The following is an 18,458-nucleotide window of genomic DNA, read 5'->3' on the forward strand; positions in this document are numbered from 1 at the left end:
CGTTTCAAGCAGACACATTGAAACGCATATGGTTTTTTATTTTCTGAGGCTATTCTCATGTCACTGTTACGCCGTTGGTTTGATCCGATCCGATCGAGTTGGTTTTATGAAAAACCGACCCGTCAAGAGGTGTTACCTACGGAACAAGGGCTACGCATTTATTTGCGTTTAGATGATGTATATAGTTATTTGGCTGTGCAACAGTTGACGCAATTGGATGATATTTTAAGTGATGCACTGAAACCCCTGAAAATTATTATTTCAGATACTACAGCAGAACCGCCTAATGGCATGAGCATCGAAGAATGGCGAAATTACAGCTTAAATGATGCCAAGATTTTAGCCAATCAGCACCGTTTTAGTTATGATGAAGAAAAACCAGAACAACCTACACAAGAAGCCTTACAACAAGCCGAAACCATTCTTAGAAATACCCCATTAACAGGTCAAAATTTTCTGTATTTACTTGAAGATGTGTTTCATATGCTATGGCAGCAACAATATGGCAAATTACGGATGTTGTTTGTGATGGCGAGTAAACAGCAAAAACCACAACATTTTCCAGAAAGAATCTTTGATCACATACCTGTTTTAGAGAGTTATTTTGAATTTGGTGGACGTAAATACCATGCTGTAGATGATTTATTACGTTTAACACGCCGTTTAAAACAGCAAAAATTATTGATTGATAATCCTATTTTTCTGATTAATCACATTGAATGGCGTGAACACCTCATGAGCGATGCGGAGGAGCTTACAGAAATTCAAGCCATGCATCCTGAGCTAAATTTGTATATTGCGCTCGAAGATCCCATCAGTTGGTTGTTATTGGCTTATATCAAAGAAGAATTAGCAGATTATTATAATATTCAGTTGCATGTTTTCCCTTTAAGTTATCATGGGCGTGACTTTTTTGACTGGAGTTTGGCAACGCGTTTGTCCAAGCGGACAGAGGTTAAATTTACACCATTTTGTCGTCCAACTGCGGATGGTATTTTAAAAATGGCACAACTTTTTTATAGTGTTGCGGAAGAACAACGTATTGAAGCGATGTATACCATCTTGGAAGCCGTGTGGACGAAGGGCAAAGACTTGTCTTTTAAAGCGCATTTGCAACAAATCCAACAAGAGCTCGGCATTGAAGATTTAGTAGAGTTGGATGTAATGGCGTTATTACAAGAAAATGATCAACGCTGTGCAGAGAAGCATCAACCCGATTTTCCTGTATTAGAATTAGAAATTGAAGGAAAGCGTTACGTATTTAATAGTTTATATCGTGTTTGGATGATTGAAAGTATTTTCAGTAATGTGTTAGAACAGAAGTACAAAAGTGATAATGATGCAGAGCTAAAAGATGCAGAACACCTCAGCGATGAAAAAACAAAAATGTGAATCACTTGAACAAGCCCGAGGGCATATTGATGAAATCGATCAGGCTTTAATTGAAATGATCGCAGTACGCCAGTTCTATGTTGATCAAGCCACACGCTTTAAACGTACTGCCGAAGATGTGCAATCTCCTGAACGTGTGCAACAGGTGATTAATAAAGTCCGTGAAAAAGCCAATGAGTTGCATACCGATCCAGATTTAGTTGAAAAAATTTATCGTGAAATGATTCAGCATTTTATTCAACGTGAGTTAAAAGAAATTCGACCTTAAAACAATAATCTTGGCTTAGGAAAATACACAATGTCAGGCGTAAAAATAGGGGGTGAAAGAGAAAGAAGCGCAACAGGAAACAATAAGCGACTTTCACGCCAAGAAATCAATGAAATCAAGCGTGCGATTGAAATTGAAAATTCAATTGCAAAAAGAGCAGATAAAAAAGTTCAACCTGCTCAAATTGTTCGTTTTCATTGCGGTTGTAATTGTTTTTCAATCCATGTCTTATAGTTATTTGTATAAAATTTATCAATATATTCACCCGAACTTAGCGCACATCTTTTATTTGCCTCAACCTTTGCTTGAGGCTGGCTTCTAAAAAAGATGATTTTTCATCAAATAAATTTTCTATAGCATGGCTTGAAACATTCAAAGAGACATGCAAATGATTGGATTTGTTATTGCTGTATTTGCGATTACAGGCATGATCAAAGGGACTATTGGGTTGGGACTGCCTGCGGTTTCTATGGGACTTTTGACTTTAGTGATTAGCCCATTTCAGGCTGCAACTTTATTGATTATCCCTTCATTGGTGACCAATATCTGGCAACTTTTTGCTGAAGGGCAGGTATGGCGTTTGATCTGTCGTTTTTATCCCTTACTTTTGGGGATTATTCTAGGTTCAATGTGGAGTGTTTTTCCAACTTTAGGACATAGCAATAGTCACTTTCACAGTGAAGCTTTATTGGGTGCAATGTTGGCACTGTATGGCATCTATGGTTTGTTTTCCAAGAATATGCCCAATCTTGCACCATATGAAAAATGGTTATCTCCATTGGTTGGATATTTAGGTGGAGCTTTAACCGTTGCAACAGGCGTGGTGGTGATTCCAGTTGTACCTTATTTACAATCACTACAATTGAAACGTGATGATTTGGTGCAGTCTTTAGGACTCGCTTTTACGGTATCTACATTTTGCTTGGCTGCATTTTTATATTTTAATCCAGTCGATGATCATACCTCGATCAATTATCAACTTTCATTGATCGCTTTAATTCCAGCCTTAATCGGCATGTGGTTTGGAACAAAGATCCGTTACCGAATTTCTGAGCAAAAATTTCGTAAAGTTTTCTTTTGCGGCTTGGTGATTTTTGGGCTTTATGCGGTAGTACATCAGTTGGGTGTGGTTTAAAAAGAGTTCGCTAGTCCATCATAAACTTACTTTTTTGTGAGATCAGAAATTGGGCGAAGTGCTGATATGCAGTTGGAAGTGCATCAAACTGTTGTGCTGCCAATAATAACTGACGATTTGCCCAAGCACCTGTCAGTTGTATTTGGTGAAATTTATATAATTTATTTAAATGCTGAGCGGCACGTTTTGGCATGATCGCAATACCCACACCATCGGCAACCACTTGGGCAATGCCAGCAAAATTAGGTAAACGTAAGCGATATTGCATAACACAATTTAGTAACTTGGCTTGTGTTTCAATGGATTGTTGTAATGAGTGATGCTGCATTAAACCTACAAAAGGATAATTTAAAACCTCTGATAAATTTAAAGTTTTTTCTTGTGCAAGAATGTGTTGCTGAGGACAAATTAACACCAAAGGGTCATGAGAAAATGCGAGCGTATTTAAGCTGTTTGAATTAAAAAAGCTCGAAATCAGCCCCAATTGCGCTGTTCCTTTTTCAATGGCTTGAATAATGTCATGACTTTCCGCTTCCTTGAGTTCAATTTGAATATGCGGATTTTCAACCAAATATTGCGGTAAAAGTATCGGTAAATATTCACTTTGTGCAGAAGAATTACACCATAAAGTCACCTGAGAGGCTAAGGCTTGTGCAAAGGGTGACATTGCTTGGTGGAGCTGTTGTTCTTGTTGAATCAGTTGTTGCGCTTGTTCGGTAAATACTTGACCTGCAACAGTTAATTTTACACCCATAGCATGACGGGTAAAAAGGCGCGTGTTAAATTGTTGTTCGAGTTTTTTAATGCGCTCACTGGTGGCCTGTAATGAAATTGCAGAACGTTCAGCGCCTTTGGTCAGACTACCCGTATCCACAATATTTAAAAATAAATGTAAGTCAAAAAAGTCGAGACGCATAATTAAGATCAAAAAGTGAGCTTTGAATATATTAAACTGAATCTGATTCAAATAGGGCAGCGTGATTACAACTCAACACCCATCAAAGAATTCTTGTGAAATTTAAACAAAGAACATCGAAATGCTCTTTGTCGTAGATGAGGGAGTGAATAGCAGTTTTTAACAGATTTAAAGATGATTATTCAGCCGCATCGTCAATAACTGGTGCATCAATCGATGTTGTATCTGATGTATCCTCTGTTGTAGGTGCTTCAGTGCTCGTTGCATCATTTGCTGCTGTAACCGCTTCGGCTGCTACTAAAGCTGCATCAAGTGCTGCTTCTGCCCAAGCGCTTGACATAATACTGGTGATGAAAAGTGTGAATATAATTTTTTTAAAATTCATGGAAAATTCCTAGATATTTATTTTGATTGTGAAGTTTTCATTTTGTCTATAATTTAAACTTCGACAAAAATATAGAAGAACCCATATAAATTTACAAGCAGATTCGAGCTCAAAACATACATATTTGAAGGCAGTTTATTTTATGAAGCATGTAAATATTTTTGCTGGATTTTGAATAACCCGACTTAGCCTAATCGCAGAGTTTTGTTATAGTAGAGAAAATTTTAAACAGTGATTTAGGAAGATCAACATGTCAGCTACTCCACGCATTGGTATTTTGGGTGCAGGCGGTCGTATGGGTCGTACATTGATCCAAGCAGTACAACAAGCAGGCTATCAATTAGCAGCCGCAGTTGAACGCCCAGAAAGTTCATTAATTGGTGCAGATGCAGGTGAGCTTGCTGGCATTGGTGCAGTGGGTGTCAAGGTAATTGGCAGCTTAGAAGAAGCACTTAAAGACGTTGATGTAGTCATTGATTTTACTGCACCTGCGGCAACTGAAAATAACTTAAAACTTTGCCGTGAAGCAGGCGTAGCGATGGTGATCGGAACAACTGGTTTTTCAGATGAGCAAAAACAAATTTTAAATGAATCAGCGACTAAAACACCTGTGGTTTATGCGGCAAACTATTCTGTAGGTGTCAATGTTTCGATTAAACTGTTAGAGCTTGCTGCAAAGGTATTTGGTGACACGGTTGATATTGAAATTATTGAAGCACATCACCGTCATAAAGTGGATGCACCCTCAGGTACAGCCTTAATGATGGGGGAAGCCGTTGCGGATACTTTAGGTCGGGATCTGAAAAAAGTAGCAGTCTATGGGCGTGAAGGGCATACAGGTCCACGTGATCGTGAAACCATCGGTTTTGAAACCATTCGTGGGGGGGACATCGTAGGTGAACATACCGTGATGTTTATCGGGGAGGGTGAGCGTGTTGAAGTAACACATAAAGCAACCAGCCGTATGAACTTTGCTTCAGGTGCGGTACGTGCTGCTGCTTGGGTTGTAGGGAAAGATGCAAAAAAATACGATATGAAAGATGTTTTGGGCTTAAATGATCTTCAAGCTTAAAGCACAATCCGTTATGATCTAAAACAAGTAAATTAATTTGAATAAAAAAATGAAAAAAACAGTGATGTTTCTTGCAGGTGTAGTCAGTGCTATGAGCCTGACTACACAAGCAGCTTTGCCAAACAATGCAAAACTGACGCTCGACAAAAACAACATTAAAGTATGGACATTTAAAGACCCTAAAAATACGGTCATGTCTTATAAAGCTGAAACGACTTTTGATGTTCCGATTGAGCGGGCAGTGGCATTGGTCTTAGATGTGAATAATGCTCCGAAATGGGTACCAAATGTGGCAAAAGCTGAAGTACTTTCTCGTGATGATCACAAAGGAGAGTTTACTTTATATATGGTTTTAGATTTTCCATTTCCTTTAAAAGACCGAGATATGGTAGTGAAAGGTAAAATATCTAAAGATAACAATGGTCTGATTAGCATTAAAAATAAAGCCATTACACAAGGCAAAGCACTCGATGCTAATTTGGTGCGCTTAAAAAATTATGAAGGTGATTGGACTTTCCAAAAAATTTCAGCCAATAAAGTCAAAGTCAGTACCACAGGATTTGCTGACCCTGAAGGTTCTATCCCGCAAAGTGTGACCAATATGTTGGTTGAACAACAGCCTTATCAAATGTTGCAAAAAATGAAAGCAGAGCTTGCAAAAAATAAATCACTGCCTGCTTTGCCTGAAGTTTTGAAATAATTTTTAAGTCAAAATAGATAAAAAATCCCATGCTATTTTTAATATGATGGGATTTTTTATGTAAATTAGCACAATTGTTTCGTTGTTGTTTGTTCTGACATTTTCATTTGAACAAAGACTAAAAGTAAAGCCAAAGCAGTCAGCACTGCACCTGTAATCGAAACGGCTGCATAGCTCATTCCCATACTCAAGACAGCACCACCTGCGGCTGCACCAACAGCATTGCCCAAATTAAATGCGCCGATATTGACCGATGAGGCAAGCCCAGGTGCTTCATGCGCAACGGACATCACTCGCATTTGTAGTGGCGGTACTACAGCAAAAGCGGCTACACCCCAGACAAGCAGTGCCAAAGCTGCACCAACTTTAGTTTGTGCAAGGATTGGAAAGAACAACATGGCTGCCATTAACAAAAATAAAAAACCTATCAGAGTTTTGGTCAGTGACACATCGGCAAATTTACCGCCTAAATGATTTCCAATAGAAAAACCTATACCAATCAATACCAGCATCAAGGTAATAAAACTAGGGCTAGCATGGGTGATGCTATGTAATGTGGGTGCAATGTAGGTATATAAAGTAAACATTGCACCTGCGCTCATCACTGTAGTCAGCAAAGCGAGTACCACAGGCTTACGGGTTAGAACTTGCAGTTCAGCTTTGACATTTGGACGTTGTCCCGCAGTGCTTTCTGGTAACGCTTTCCAAAGTGCTAACATGGAGATGACACCGAGTAGCGCAATGGCTGCAAATGCCATGCGCCAACCTATATTTTGCCCAACCCATGTTGCCAGTGGTACGCCACCAATATTGGCAATGGTTAAACCCATAAACATCATGGCAACAGCACTGGCTTGTTTATCTTTTGCGACGACACTCGTCGCAACAATAGAACCAATCCCAAAGAAAACACCATGATTTAAGCTGGTGAGTATTCTAGCACCCATTAAACCCCAATAATTCGGTGCAATTGCCGCCAATATATTCCCCACAGTAAAAATACTCATGGCAAGGATTAAGGCTTTTCGTCGTGAAAAGTGTCCAAACCATAAGGTCATAATTGGCGCACCCAGCATGACACCCAACGCATATGCTGTGATCAACATCCCTGCAGTAGGAATGGAAATATTCAAATTTTCTGCAATTTGAGGCAAAAAGCCCATTGGAGAAAACTCAGTTGTACCTATGGCAAAAGCACCGATGGCTAAGGCGAGGAGAGGAAAGTTAATCTTCATATCATTGACTTCCTTCATCCCATGTAGGTGCTAGATTTTTAGTCCTGATTTGATGCCCATTGTATTTGCGTTGTATGACCATGTATTTTAACTTCATATTTTTAGATACTGCTATTTTGTGATTTTTATTGTTGCTAAAAAAGCATATAATCTGCAAAACATTGTTGATTAAAACGCAATAATTAGTGTATTTCCATGAAATCTACTCTAGAAGAATTACAGGCATTTATTTACATTGTTGATAGTGGCTCTATTGTTGGTGCGGCTGAGCATTTACAGCAAACCACATCAGGTGTGAGTCGTGCTTTACAACGTCTTGAAAATAAACTGAATGTAACCTTGTTAGAGCGCACGACACGTAAGTTGAAACTCACACAGGAAGGGCAGTTATTTTTAGATAAAGCCCGAAAAATTGTCCACGATCTGAATGAAGCTGAGGAGGCTTTGTTAAAGTCGGATAATGATACTTCAGGTTTAGTACGGGTCGATTCGGCAACGCCTTTCGTGTTACATGTGATTGCGCCACTTATTCCAGAATTCATCAGCCTATATCCAAATATTCAGATTGAACTGAACAGTAATGATCAAATAATTGATCTACTTGAACAAAAAACTGATGTCGCAATTCGCTTTGGTGAATTGACTGATTCGAGTTTACATGCACGATTACTTTGTCAAAGTCGCTTGTATATCGTGGCAAGTCCTGAATATTTGGAAAAAAATGGTTATCCTGAAAAGCCACAAGACATTTTAAAGCATTGTTTAATTGGTTTTAGTAAAGTTGCGCATTTGAATACCTGGCCAATTTATGTGGAGGGTGAAAAGTTAACTGTTCAACCTAAAATTAAAGCATCTAATGGTGAAACGGTGCGCTTAATGGCATTACAAGGTTTAGGGATTACGTGTTTATCTGCTTTTTTAATACATCAAGATATTCAACAAAAACGTTTAATCCCTTTGTTTGAAGAGCAAATCGAGATCTATAATCAGAGCATCCATGCAGTGTATTATCAGCAAGAGCATTTGCCGAAACGTGTCCGTTTATTTATTGAGTTTTTAGCGCAAAAGCTGTCAAAGTATCGATAGTTTTTTGTGATGGTAAATTTAAACTCAATACGTTTTGGACTGTACTTTGTTTCTGATCAATCAGTTGAACATTAAAATGTTGAGCTGATTTTTGCTGACATTCAAAATTTAAGTTTTGTTGTTTGGGTATGTTAATGCGCATGTTGACATCACTGCTGACACGATAAGTATAAGCTCTGCTCGCAGCCGTATGTTGTAAGGTGGGTTGCAAATGATCGAGTTGATATTCACTCAAATGTTGTGTTTTTAAAAAACCTTCGATTAACGACTTACAGATAAAATGTTGTTGTTGCGCTGTTTGGTTGATGGTTTGAGGTTGGCAAGCGCTCAGTAAAAATACAGTTGCTAATAACACGATTATTCTCACTTTTTCTCTCCTTTTCTGATGATTTCGCTGCAAAGAAAAGATAAATCTGTTAGCTTAATAGGTACAGATACAAGAAATATTAAAAAATAGGCACAGATATGACGTTTCAATATCAAAGCTTGGCACAGCAAATCGCTCAAAAAATTTATCAAGGTGAGTTAGTGGCAGAACAACGCCTCAGTTCACTCCGCCAATTTTCCAAACAGCAAAACATTAGTTTGAATACTGCCAAAAGTTGTTATGAGCTTTTAGAAGCACAAGGTTTGATTTATGCCAAAGAAAAGTCTGGATATTTTGTAAAAACCCAGCAAAAAATACAGAAAGTTGCTTTACCCAATCATCCAGATTTTCAGTCACAGCCACGAAAAGTTTCTAACTTAGAACTGCAAATGCAGATTCATGAAGCTGCGATTAATAATGATTTGATCCATTTAGGCTCAGTGCAACTTTCACCCAATTTAGTGCCTGTTGAGGCTCTGCGACGTTCTATTCAGCGTGCGTTAAAACATACCAAGCCTGAAGATTTTTTATATAGCGATCGGCAGGGCAATGTACAGTTGCGAGAAGCATTTTCAGCACATTGGGCAGAAGATGGTTTTTATATTGCCAAGGATGATATTTATATCAGCAATGGTTGTATGCCTGCCTTATCGGTGATTATTCAGAATATTAGCCAAGTGGGAGATAGCATCATTTTACCTACACCAAATTTTAATGGTCAGTTGCAATTGTTGGCTTTACTAAAAAGAAAAATTATTGAAATTCCAGCCAATACGGAAGGTTTTGATTTGGGGCGTTTGGAACAAGCCATGCAAAATTCAGGTGCGAAAGTTTGTTTACTGACGGCAAATTTCCAAAATCCATTGGGTTTTTGTTTGAGTAATGCAGACAAGGAAAAGATCGCACAACTGGCAGCAAAATATCAGTGTTATGTGATCGAAGATGATATTTATGCAGAATGTAGTTTTGATGCACAGCGACCTTTGCCGATTAAGTATTGGGATCAAGCTGGTTATGTGATTTATTGTGGTTCAGTTTCAAAATCCTTGTCGGCATCTTATCGGGTAGGGTGGTTTTGCATGCCACAACGTTTAAAACATTTGCATGCAGCTTTGATGACTCAGAATGTTGCAGTGAATACACCTTTACAATTGGGCTTGGTGGATTTGATTTATAGTCGTGCATATCGGCAGCATTTAACAGAATTACGCCCAAAACTGATGTTACAAGTTGAACAATATCGTCAATTTTTGATTGACGCTTTTTATGAGGTTGATATGCGCTTGAGTCATCCGCAAGGGGGCTATGCGTTATGGTTGCAATTTCCTGAACAGATTGATGGCTTGGCAATGTATTACTTCGCCCAGCAACACAGTATTAATATCGTACCCGGTTTGGTCTTTGGGGAAGAAGGGCGTTATAACAACTGTATTCGTTTAAATGCAGGGCATGAGCTATCACAGGACATTCAGGATGCCATTATGTTGTTGGCGGATTGGGTGAGAGCGCAATTGTCTGAAAATAAAGTGGCTTAGGATTCATACATTTTTTAATCCTTCCCAACCTCCCTTTTTCAAAGGGAGGAGCCTTGCAAATCATATATATCAGATACACAAGATTCCCCTTCTTTGAAAAGAGGGAGTAGGGGAGATTATTAAAAATCCGCCTTCAACACAATCCGATAACGCGCTTGCCCTGAATGTAAACGCTCAATCGCATCATTAATTTTTGACATCGGATACAACTCAATCTGTGGTGCAATATTTTTACGTGCAGCGAACTGTAAAAGCTGCCGCAAGGCAAATGGAGAGCCTGTTGGAGAACCAGTTACAGATTTTGCTCCACTGATCAGTGTTCCCGCAGGAATTGGCATCGGCTCAAGCACCATACCGAGCATGTGAATCGTGCCATTTGGTGCAAGCGTATTTAAATAGGCTTTCCAATCTAAACTCACATTTACGGTACATAGCAATAAATCAAATTTACCACGTTGTGATTTCAGTGCATCTGCATCACGACTATTTACCACATGGTCTGCGCCCATCGCTTTGAGCTCCTCAGTCTTATCCAAACTTGAGGTAAATGCGGTGATTTCACAGCCCCATGCTTTGAGTAATTTGATTGCCATATGACCTAAACCACCGATACCAATCACCCCTACATGGTGAATGGCTTGGATTTGATGTTTTAACATGGGATCAAAAACAGTGATACCACCACAGAGTAATGGACCTGCAGTTTCAGGGTCTAAGTCTTCAGGAAGCGGAATAATCCATTGCCAACCTGCACGTACTTTGTCAGCGAACCCTCCAGCATGCCCTACAATGGTCGCTGTTTTTCCACCTGTGCAAAGCACTTGTTGTCCACTGACACAGGGATCACAATGTTGGCAGCTTTCTGCAGTCCAGCCGATCCCCACACGTTGTCCAACTTTTAAGCCTTTGGCTTCTGAACCAAGTTGGGTGATTGTTCCAATAATTTCATGACCGCCTACGACAGGATAAATTGCATTGCCCCATTCATTATTAATCACTGAAACATCAGAATGACAGAGTCCACAATACTCGACTTTAACCTCAACCTGATGCGCTTGTAACTCACCTGCATCAAATGCATAGGGAGTAAGAGGTGCGCCTGCTTCTAGGGCAGCATAGCTATGAATGGTATTTTCTGACATGAATCCGTCCTTATTTTTAAGTATCAATATTTAGCGAAATGCACAGTGATTTTCATGATCATTGACCATCCCCACCGCTTGCATAAAGGCATAAATAGTGGTTGGTCCTACAAATTTAAAACCATTTTTCTTGAGTGTCTTTGAGAGTTTTAAACTCACTTCGGTTTGGGCTGGTGCAAGTTTATAATCAGGTACAGCATTGACTTGCACCGTTTGCTCAACAAAATCCCACAGCCAATTGACCATGTCGATACCTTGCGATTGCATGTTTTGCCATGCGATAGCATTGTCTCGAATGGCTTTAAGTTTACCAATGTGGCGAATCAGCCCAGCATCTTTACATTTTTCAGCCAAGTCTTCATCTGTAAAGTCAGCAATATGTTGAATCGAATGATTAAAAAAATGTTCACGATAACATTCACGTTTTTTTAATACCGTAATCCAAGATAAACCTGCTTGTTGACCTTCTAAACAGAGCATTTCAAATAGATGTTGTTCATTTCGATTGGGCTTTCCCCATTCATGGTCATGATAAGCGATATAAATTGGGTCATCGGAGCACCAACCACAACGTTTATTTGTCATTTTTAAATGCTCCTGAAGCTATTTTCTAAAGTTTAAATTCGATCCATTGGTCATTTTTATTGTCCCAATACCATAGTGCTGCTTGGGTTAAATCAGTGAATTTCACCCAAATATCTTTGCCTGCTTTATCGGCAAAACCTGTACTGATCAGTAAAGCTTCATCACTAATTTCCATAATCCAGCCTTGATAGACTTGCCCATTTAAAGCAATTTTCTGCTGATTGCCTGATTCTGCAAATTCAACTAAACGCTCAATCAACGCTTCTGACATGAAATTTTCCTAAACTTTTTTCTCAATAATTAACGTAAATAGGGATAAGGATTTACCGCACCACGACCTTTCCCGTTCAGATACAAACCATAGTGCAAATGCGGTGCAGTATGACGTGCATTTCCTGTATTCCCAACATAACCGATTAAAGCGCCTTTGCGAATATAGTCACCTTCTTTTAAGCCACGTTTATGTGCATTTAGGTGTGCATAATAATGCCAAGCACCACTTGGACCAATGAGCCAAATCACTGTGCCCCCCAAGTTGTTACTTTTTAAACTGGCAATTATACCTTCAGTCGTACTATATACCTTTGTTCCACGTGGAGCTAAAATATCGATTCCTTCATGGGTACGTCCTGAGCTACGTGATGCACCCCAAGTATCTGTAAGATTTTTGGCTCTGACGCCTTCTACAGGAATAGGCAGGCGGTTTGGCATGGGCATAGATTTTAATTTTAAAATGGCATTTTGTGGCAATGGCGTTGGCTTTTTAGGTGCGGTAGTACATGCATTCAGCACCAGTGTAAAACACAGAATCAAGCAATATCGAAAATAAATAGCCACGAGAAATCCTTACAATTAATTTTTCAAGTTTAAACGCACAGATTAAAATTGAAGATTTGAAGCGAATACCCGTGTTTGACTATGTCATATCTCCACCACAGAGATCAATTTTTTCATGGCAGTCGGAATACCCAATTGTGTAGCTTTTTGTGGTGTGAGCCACTCACCGCCGAATTCAGCTAGAAGATGCTCTTTTTGATCAGTATCTACATGCACAATATGGGCGGTTAAAATCCAAGTGAAATGGGTAAAATGATGCGTGATTTGAGCAGTTTTTTGGATTGGGTTGAGATTATATTCTTGGCACTTTTGGCTAAATGCCATGTCATTTTCAAAAATAGGCAAACTCCACAGTCCACCCCATAACCCTTTGTTGGGGCGTTGTTGCCATAGCCATTCTCCAGCATTTTCAAGCAATAACACTGTACCTGTTTTGATGGGAACTGGCTTTTTGGGTTTTTTATAGGGTAATTCAGTTTCTAAACCTTGCTGATGTGCTTGGCAATGTTGCTGCATTGGACAGTATAAACACAGTGGCTTTTTAGGAGTGCAAATGGTTGCCCCTAAATCCATAATGGCTTGGGTATAGTCATGGTTGCGTTCAGTTGGACATAATTCTTCTGCACGTTGCCACATTTCACGCTCATGCACAGGTTTTGATAAATCATCTTCAATGGCAAAAAAACGTGCTAGAACCCGTTTCACATTACCATCCATGATCACGCCATATTGACGTAAACCCAAAGACATCAGTGCGCCGCCTGTGGAACGTCCGATCCCTGAAAGCTGCATCCATTCTTCTAAACTATTTGGAAAATGTCCCTGCTGACTGACCACAGCCGCAGCTTTATGTAAATTTCGTGCCCGTGCATAATAACCTAAACCCGCCCAGTACGGTGCGACCTCATCCCAAGAGGCTTTGCCTAAATCATCCACCGTTGGAAAGCGTTCAATAAAGCGATCAAAATATTTTAAAACTGTCTTAACTTGGGTCTGTTGCAACATAATTTCAGACACCCACACCTTATAGGGGTCATCTGCAACTTGCCAAGGCAAATCATGACGACCATGTTGATCAAACCAAGTGAGGAGAGCATCTGAAAATGAAAATTGCGACATGCCAGCTTCGATCTAAAAAGAGGAGATTAGTATACCCAATCTTGTGAACTTTCATGTGAGGGAATGTAGAATAAAAAAGACGCCATAGCGTCTTTATATTTTATGTTGAGGAACAGCATTATTTTTCAGAAAGCACTCCCCAACGTTTATCTAAAATCAATGCTTGATCTTTATAACGTGGAATAATGTGGATATGAAAATGCTCAGTGTGCTCATCACCAAAGACATCACCATCATTAAATGCGATATGAAAACCTTCAGGTTGATGGCGAATTTTGAGCTCATTTCGCGCCAATTCTAATAGTGATGATAAGCTTTTGCGCTCTTTATCAGAAACATCAAAAAAAGAAGTGACATGACGTAGAGGAATGACAACTGAATGTCCTTTAGACAGGGGATCAAGCTCAGGTAAAATTACACCAAAATCATTTTTATCAATAATATCGTATTCATCAAAATTACAATATGGGCAGTTAAGTTCAGTCATGTGAATATCCTCTTTAAAGTCATCTGATCTCTTTTCTCTTTATCTCTCTACAGACTTAATGTCCGAGTTGACGTTCTAGTAAGGCATACATGGCAGCCAAGCTTTGTTGTTCTGCTTCAGGGTTATATCCTAAATCAACATCATATTCTTTAGCTCTTTGATCTGCCAAGATATTACTAAAACCATGTTTAGCATCTTTAAAAACAATCACTTCATGTTTGATCTGTGCAGCAGTCATTTCTTGTTTAAAGCTTTCAATTGCATCTAAAGACAACATACTGTCTTTTTCACCATGTAAAATAAGTAATTCTGCTTGAATATTTTCAGCATCATTTTCCACACGGGGAGAAACGTTGGCAGCATGAAACGTTGCAACAGCTTTTAATGGCGCACCTGTACGTGCAAGGTCTAAAACAACCTTGCCACCATAACAAAAGCCAATTGCTGCTAAACGATTTTCATCCACTTCAGCTTGTGTCGCGAATGTGGTTAAAGCTGCTTGCGCGCGATCAACGATGGTATTGGCATGTTGAAATGTTTGGGTCATCCATTCATTTGCTTGAGGAACATTGGTGGTGGTTTTTTTATCACCATACATATCAATAGCAAACGCAGCATAGCCATGTTCTGCAAGCTCACGTGCACGTTGCTCAGTATATGCATTACGTCCCCACCACTCGGGAGCAACGATCACACCTGCGACGGGTGCATCAGAAACAGGACTTGCAAAATAACCAATCAATGTTGTTCCGTCTTTGGCTTGATAAGAAATTTCACGTGTTGTAATCGTCATTGTGATGCCATAAATCCTTATATAATTATGAGAATGCTTTGATTAAAGCATAGTTTTTTTATTTTAAAATGACTTTAGCTACAATAATTTGCAGAGAAATGTGAGAATTTATTATTCTCTTGGGGCATGCACATAGATAGATTCTATTGGTGGAATAATCACATGATCGTGATTTTTATGAAAGAGTTTTAACCGTATCAAGAAAATGAGAAGGAGAAAGTTTATACAAAGGGTTGCAAGTTGGCATAAAAAAAGAAGGAATATTCCTTCTTTTTTCTACAGCATGACCTAGAATAACCTAGACTCGTCCACGTGAAATAAATCCCACGATTGCTAAAATAACAGCAACAACAAGTAAGATTACTGCGAATTCTTTTGAGAGTCCTGCCACACCACCGAAACCTAAAAGACTTGCGATAAGTGCAATGACTGCAAAGATGATAGCCCAACGAAACATATTATTTTCTCCATGTTTTTATAGTGTTCGGTTATCAGTATAGGAAGATAAAAATTATTGGAATAGCTGCATTTTGTTGCAGAGGTATAAAATGTTATTAATTTAAGTAAATGATTTGTAATTTAAAAATGTAAAATAATTCTCATTTAAAAATGTTATGATTCATCCTAAAATCACAGTTTAACAATGCATATGCCTGATCAATTACGTCCCGAGTTCTGGAAAAAATATACCTTAAGTGAGCTTAATCCCACCGAATGGGAAGCGCTATGTGATGGTTGCGGTTTATGCTGTTTGGTCAAATTAGAAGATGATGAAACCAATGAGGTGGCATATACCAAAGTGGCGTGTAAGCTACTGGATTGTCAGACGGCACAATGTTCCGATTATCCAAATCGGATGCAGCATGTTCCAGATTGTATTCAACTTACTCCAGAAAAATTACAAGATATTTATTGGTTGCCTTCGAGTTGTGCCTATCAACGTTTGAAAGAGGGTAAAAAACTACCTGCGTGGCATCACTTAAATACAGGTTCAAGACAAAATATTATCCAAGCAAGAAAATCAGCAGCAGGGCGTTGTATTTCTGAAACTGAGGTGGATGAAGAAGAAATTGATGAGTATGTGGTACGTTGGGTAAGGTGATTGTAAGCAGCATTTTTTACTATGTTGTAACACGGTTATGTCAAAAATTGCCTAGAGAAATTTGCGTGTTCGATCATATTCCATAGTAGACTATGAATAGCTTTTATTTTGCAAAAACCATTATGTCAGACACTCATATTCCTTTACCTGAACGCCTTCGTCCTCGTGATTTGTCTGAAATTATTGGGCAAGATCATTTACTTGGGGAACAAGCACCTTTACGTCAAATGATTGATCAGGGGCACTTGCCTTCAATCATTTTTTGGGGACCGCCTGGGGTTGGGAAAACGACGATTGCACTGTTATTGGCGCAAGCGGTAGATCGACCTTTTGTTAGTTTATCGGCATTAAATACAGGGGTCAAAGAACTACGTGATGTGATTGCACAAAGTGGCGATTTGCTTACTCCTGTAGTTTTTATTGATGAAATTCATCGTTTTAATAAGTCCCAGCAAGATGCATTACTCAATGCAGTTGAAAAAGGTAAAATTACTTTGATTGGGGCAACGACTGAAAATCCATCTTTTGAAGTAAATAGCGCACTGCTGTCACGCTGCCAAGTCTACACTTTAAATGCGTTAAGCAATGAAGCCATTCAAACTTTAATCATAAATGCGCTTCAACAAGATCAATTTTTAAAAGATCGCTATATTCAAATCGAAGAATATGATGCCTTGATTCAGTTTGCGGCAGGCGATGCACGTAAGGCACTTAATTTAATCGATTTAGTGGCAAGCACCTTTGAGCCTGAAGTTGAAAATATTGTCAATAATGCTGTTGTGGTGAAAGTTGCACAGCAAAATATTGCCCGTTATGACAAATCAGGTGAACAACATTATGATTTAGTTTCGGCTTTTATTAAGTCGATCCGAGGCAGTGATCCAGACGCAACTTTATACTGGATGGCTCGTATGCTTAAAGGTGGCGAAGACCCTGTATTTATTGCACGTCGTATGTTGATTGCTGCATCTGAAGATATTGGCAATTCAAACCCAAATGCATTATTGCTTGCAGGTGAATGTTTTCGTTCAGTACAAGCTGTAGGTATGCCAGAATGTCGAATTATTTTGGGGCAATGTGCCGTCTACTTAGCGACCAGTGCTAAGAGTAATAGTACTTATTTAGCGATCAATAAAGCACTTGAACTCGCTGAAAAAACTGCAAATTTGCCTGTGCCGTTGCATTTGCGAAATGCACCTACCAAGCTGATGAAAGAGCAAGGTTATGGGGTAAAGTATCTGTATCCGCATAATTATCCTGAGCATTTTGTATTACAAGACTATATGCCGCCTGAGCTAAAAGGTACAAAACTATATGAATCTGCACGTAATAAACGTGAAGTCGAAGGTGAACGTTTGCAACAAAGACGTTGGCAGCAAAATCAGCAACAGCAGTGATGGTTTTATAGATTGAATCAGATGCTTAGATTAACTTTGTTGAATTCAAATGACGTAGAGTGAATTATTTGTTAGAGCGTAGCTATAGTAGCGAAGTAGTCACACATTTGAGAAGTGTTTAAAAATAAAAACCGAGTATTAAAACTCGGTTTTTGTGAAGAATCAAACTCTAAAATTAGATATCTGAAAGATCTACACCGATACGTGCAGCAACTTCTTCATAAGCTTCAACAACACCACCCAAACCTTGACGGAAACGGTCTTTGTCGAGTTTTTTCTTGGTGTCTTTGTCCCATAAACGGCAACCGTCTGGAGAGAATTCATCACCTAGTACGATGCGGTCATGGAACACCCCAAATTCAAGTTTAAAATCAACAAGTAGCATGTTGCCTTGTGCGAACAAGTCTTTTAAAACAACATTTACTTTTTGAGTGAGTTCTTTCATTTGTGCCAATTGGTCAGCAGTCGCCCAACCTAAAGCAATTGCTTGAGATTCGTTCACCATTGGATCGCCTAAAGCGTCATCTTTGAAGAACAATTCAAAAGTAGGGGGAACAAGCTCTAAACCTTCTTCAACACCTAAACGGCGACACAATGAGCCCGCTGCATAGTTACGCATGACGCACTCTACAGGGATCATTTTTAATTTTTTAACCAAAACTTCAGTTGGCGAAAGCAATTTTTCAAAATGTGTTTCGATACCAGCCGCAGCCAATTTTTCCATGATAAAGGCGTTAAAACGGTTATTCACCTTACCTTTACGATCTAGTTGCTCTATTTTTTCACCATTGAATGCCGAAGCATCATCACGGAAAACTAGAATTAGATGATCTGCGCTATCTGTTTCATAAACGGATTTTGCTTTACCAGTATAGAGCAAGGTTTGTTTTAACATGGGGGAACCT

Annotated in this window: 23 protein-coding genes; 10 read left to right on the plus strand and 13 right to left on the minus strand. The window is 39.1% G+C overall.

The window, feature by feature from the left end; genetic code table 11:
* The first annotated feature begins 57 nt into the window (after positions 1–57).
* The 4 genes from DJ533_RS02670 (at position 58) to DJ533_RS02685 (ending at position 2,795) form a co-directional block, all read left to right on the plus strand.
* Positions 58–1,392, plus strand: coding sequence for a hypothetical protein (locus DJ533_RS02670; protein WP_065995374.1), 1,335 nt, complete (start codon positions 58–60; stop codon positions 1,390–1,392).
* Positions 1,373–1,660, plus strand: coding sequence for a chorismate mutase (locus tag DJ533_RS02675; protein WP_065995375.1), 288 nt, complete (start codon positions 1,373–1,375; stop codon positions 1,658–1,660). Before DJ533_RS02670 ends, DJ533_RS02675 begins: the two co-directional genes overlap by 20 nt.
* Positions 1,661–1,690: 30 nt before the next feature.
* Positions 1,691–1,894, plus strand: coding sequence for a hypothetical protein (locus DJ533_RS02680; RefSeq protein ID WP_065995376.1), 204 nt, complete (start codon positions 1,691–1,693; stop codon positions 1,892–1,894).
* Positions 1,895–2,048: 154 nt separating this feature from the next.
* The gene (locus DJ533_RS02685; RefSeq protein ID WP_065995377.1) at positions 2,049–2,795 is read left to right on the plus strand and encodes a sulfite exporter TauE/SafE family protein; all 747 of its coding nucleotides are present in this window, start codon (positions 2,049–2,051) and stop codon (positions 2,793–2,795) included.
* 10 nt (positions 2,796–2,805) lie between these two features.
* On the opposite strand, the gene DJ533_RS02690 is transcribed toward DJ533_RS02685, so the two are convergent.
* Both DJ533_RS02690 and DJ533_RS02695 read right to left on the minus strand, forming a co-directional pair.
* The gene (locus DJ533_RS02690; protein WP_065995378.1) at positions 2,806–3,711 is read right to left on the minus strand and encodes a LysR family transcriptional regulator; all 906 of its coding nucleotides are present in this window, start codon (positions 3,709–3,711) and stop codon (positions 2,806–2,808) included.
* Between the two features lie 178 nt (positions 3,712–3,889).
* A complete protein-coding gene (locus DJ533_RS02695; protein ID WP_065995379.1) occupies positions 3,890–4,096 on the minus strand; it encodes a hypothetical protein in 207 nt (68 codons plus the stop codon).
* 250 nt (positions 4,097–4,346) lie between these two features.
* Between DJ533_RS02695 and dapB the strand changes: the two genes are divergently transcribed.
* Positions 4,347–5,168, plus strand: a complete 822-nt coding sequence (gene dapB / locus DJ533_RS02700; RefSeq protein ID WP_065995380.1) for a 4-hydroxy-tetrahydrodipicolinate reductase — start codon at positions 4,347–4,349, stop codon at positions 5,166–5,168.
* 49 nt (positions 5,169–5,217) lie between these two features.
* The gene (locus DJ533_RS02705; RefSeq protein WP_065995381.1) at positions 5,218–5,868 is read left to right on the plus strand and encodes an START domain-containing protein; all 651 of its coding nucleotides are present in this window, start codon (positions 5,218–5,220) and stop codon (positions 5,866–5,868) included.
* Positions 5,869–5,933: 65 nt separating this feature from the next.
* Here DJ533_RS02705 and DJ533_RS02710 read toward each other — a convergent pair whose 3' ends face one another.
* A complete protein-coding gene (locus DJ533_RS02710; RefSeq protein WP_065995382.1) occupies positions 5,934–7,103 on the minus strand; it encodes an MFS transporter in 1,170 nt (389 codons plus the stop codon).
* Positions 7,104–7,298: 195 nt separating this feature from the next.
* On the opposite strand from DJ533_RS02710, the gene DJ533_RS02715 reads away from it, so the two are divergent.
* Complete coding sequence (locus tag DJ533_RS02715) at positions 7,299–8,189, plus strand: LysR family transcriptional regulator (RefSeq protein ID WP_065995383.1); 891 nt, start codon at positions 7,299–7,301, stop codon at positions 8,187–8,189.
* On the opposite strand, the gene DJ533_RS02720 is transcribed toward DJ533_RS02715, so the two are convergent.
* A complete protein-coding gene (locus tag DJ533_RS02720) occupies positions 8,149–8,556 on the minus strand; it encodes a hypothetical protein (protein ID WP_065995384.1) in 408 nt (135 codons plus the stop codon). The genes DJ533_RS02715 and DJ533_RS02720 overlap by 41 nt on opposite strands.
* Positions 8,557–8,654: 98 nt before the next feature.
* Here DJ533_RS02720 and DJ533_RS02725 point away from each other — a divergent pair, with 98 nt between their 5' ends.
* Entirely contained in the window at positions 8,655–10,091 is a 1,437-nt protein-coding gene (locus DJ533_RS02725) for an aminotransferase-like domain-containing protein (RefSeq protein ID WP_065995385.1), read from the plus strand.
* Positions 10,092–10,210: 119 nt separating this feature from the next.
* Here DJ533_RS02725 and ahr read toward each other — a convergent pair whose 3' ends face one another.
* The 8 genes from ahr to DJ533_RS02765 form a co-directional block, all read right to left on the minus strand.
* A complete protein-coding gene (gene ahr, locus DJ533_RS02730; protein WP_065995386.1) occupies positions 10,211–11,233 on the minus strand; it encodes an NADPH-dependent aldehyde reductase Ahr in 1,023 nt (340 codons plus the stop codon).
* Positions 11,234–11,263: 30 nt separating this feature from the next.
* Complete coding sequence (locus DJ533_RS02735; protein WP_065995387.1) at positions 11,264–11,818, minus strand: DNA-3-methyladenine glycosylase I; 555 nt, start codon at positions 11,816–11,818, stop codon at positions 11,264–11,266.
* A 25-nt stretch (positions 11,819–11,843) separates the two neighbouring features.
* Positions 11,844–12,089 (minus strand): hypothetical protein, encoded by a 246-nt coding sequence (locus DJ533_RS02740; RefSeq protein WP_065995388.1) that lies wholly within the window; start codon positions 12,087–12,089, stop codon positions 11,844–11,846.
* Between the two features lie 29 nt (positions 12,090–12,118).
* Positions 12,119–12,655 carry a M23 family metallopeptidase gene (locus tag DJ533_RS02745; protein WP_065995389.1) on the minus strand — a complete coding sequence of 179 codons (537 nt, stop codon included), beginning with the start codon at positions 12,653–12,655 and terminating at the stop codon, positions 12,119–12,121.
* Between the two features lie 84 nt (positions 12,656–12,739).
* Complete coding sequence (gene mutY, locus DJ533_RS02750; protein ID WP_065995390.1) at positions 12,740–13,774, minus strand: A/G-specific adenine glycosylase; 1,035 nt, start codon at positions 13,772–13,774, stop codon at positions 12,740–12,742.
* Positions 13,775–13,892: 118 nt separating this feature from the next.
* Entirely contained in the window at positions 13,893–14,261 is a 369-nt protein-coding gene (locus DJ533_RS02755; RefSeq protein WP_065995391.1) for an HIT family protein, read from the minus strand.
* A gap of 55 nt (positions 14,262–14,316) precedes the next feature.
* On the minus strand, positions 14,317–15,060 hold the full coding sequence (locus tag DJ533_RS02760; protein WP_065995392.1) for a dienelactone hydrolase family protein: 744 nt from the start codon (positions 15,058–15,060) through the stop codon (positions 14,317–14,319).
* A 292-nt stretch (positions 15,061–15,352) separates the two neighbouring features.
* Positions 15,353–15,511: a DUF1328 domain-containing protein gene (locus DJ533_RS02765; protein ID WP_065995393.1), complete on the minus strand. Its 159-nt coding sequence runs from the start codon at positions 15,509–15,511 to the stop codon at positions 15,353–15,355.
* Positions 15,512–15,703: 192 nt separating this feature from the next.
* Between DJ533_RS02765 and DJ533_RS02770 the strand changes: the two genes are divergently transcribed.
* Both DJ533_RS02770 and DJ533_RS02775 read left to right on the plus strand, forming a co-directional pair.
* Positions 15,704–16,156, plus strand: a complete 453-nt coding sequence (locus tag DJ533_RS02770) for a YcgN family cysteine cluster protein (protein ID WP_065995404.1) — start codon at positions 15,704–15,706, stop codon at positions 16,154–16,156.
* A gap of 122 nt (positions 16,157–16,278) precedes the next feature.
* Positions 16,279–17,553 carry a replication-associated recombination protein A gene (locus DJ533_RS02775; protein WP_065995405.1) on the plus strand — a complete coding sequence of 425 codons (1,275 nt, stop codon included), beginning with the start codon at positions 16,279–16,281 and terminating at the stop codon, positions 17,551–17,553.
* A 175-nt stretch (positions 17,554–17,728) separates the two neighbouring features.
* On the opposite strand, the gene purC is transcribed toward DJ533_RS02775, so the two are convergent.
* Positions 17,729–18,448: a phosphoribosylaminoimidazolesuccinocarboxamide synthase gene (purC, locus tag DJ533_RS02780; RefSeq protein ID WP_065995394.1), complete on the minus strand. Its 720-nt coding sequence runs from the start codon at positions 18,446–18,448 to the stop codon at positions 17,729–17,731.
* Between the last annotated feature and the right edge of the window lie 10 nt (positions 18,449–18,458).

Source organism: Acinetobacter defluvii (assembly GCF_001704615.3).
GTDB classification, from domain to species: domain Bacteria; phylum Pseudomonadota; class Gammaproteobacteria; order Pseudomonadales; family Moraxellaceae; genus Acinetobacter; species Acinetobacter defluvii.